The 754-nt window shown below is 69.4% G+C and carries 1 protein-coding gene and 1 pseudogene; both read left to right on the top strand.

The annotated features are described in order from the left end of the window. Positions 1-79: 79 nt before the first annotated feature. Positions 80-349 (top strand): hypothetical protein, encoded by a 270-nt coding sequence (locus D7X55_RS39960; protein ID WP_120551878.1) that lies wholly within the window; start codon positions 80-82, stop codon positions 347-349. Between the two features lie 4 nt (positions 350-353). Beyond that, positions 354-754 (top strand): annotated as a pseudogene (locus D7X55_RS39955) (hypothetical protein); the annotation flags it as partial.

The raw sequence follows: 754 nt of genomic DNA, 5'->3' as shown, positions 1-754 counted from the left end.
GCCCCCGGGGCCCCCTGCCACGCGGCCGGGCGCCTCGGGTAAGGTGTCCAAAGACGTCCGGTAGCCACGACCTCCGCCCATGCGCCCCGCCCTCCTGCTGCTGCTGCTTGCCGTCGCCCGTCCGTCCTGGGCGCAGGACTCCGCGTCCACGAAGAAGGCGGCGGACGCGACCTCCACGAAGAAGCCGGCCAAGGTCATCCGCCTGGAGGCCATCAAGGTCGAGGGGCGCATCCAGAAGCCGGAAGCCTTCTATTTCCTCGACCGCTCCAAGCCGAGCTTCGACGACCTGAACCGCACGGAGAGCTTCGTGCCCAAGGTGGTCCAGAGCGTGCAGCAGGACCCCTTCTAGTTCCATGGCCCTTCAAACCCGCCCCAAGCTGCTGCGCGTCGGCGTCATCCAGGACGGGCGCATCGTCGAAGAGCACCACCTGCTCCACGACTCCGTCACCATTGGCGATGACGCCCGCAACACCATCGTCCTGCCCGCGTCCCAGGAGCGCCCGCCGCGCTTCAAGGTGCTGGAGAACCGCGGCCAGCAGTTCCACCTCATCATCGACGAGCACATGCAGGGCCGCGTCAACCTGGGCTCGTCGGACGTGGACTTCGACGCGCTCCGGGCCCAGGGCCTGGCCACCCGCCGCGCGGACGACACCTTCGACCTGCCCCTGCAGGAGAGCGCCCGCGGCAAGGTGGACCTGCCGGACGCCACCCTCTTCTTCCACTTCATCCCCGCGCCCGCGGAGGGCTCCAAGCC

Source organism: Corallococcus sp. AB049A, assembly GCF_003668885.1.
Classification (GTDB): domain Bacteria; phylum Myxococcota; class Myxococcia; order Myxococcales; family Myxococcaceae; genus Corallococcus; species Corallococcus interemptor.
Note: the sequence above shows the minus strand (reverse complement) of the source record. Positions and strands in the feature narration are given on the sequence as shown.

Bases quoted from the DNA above. Each gene is read 5' to 3' on its own strand.
- D7X55_RS39960 (WP_120551878.1), top strand. From the start codon at position 80: ATGCGCCCCGCCCTCCTGCTGCTGCTGCTTGCCGTCGCCCGTCCGTCC.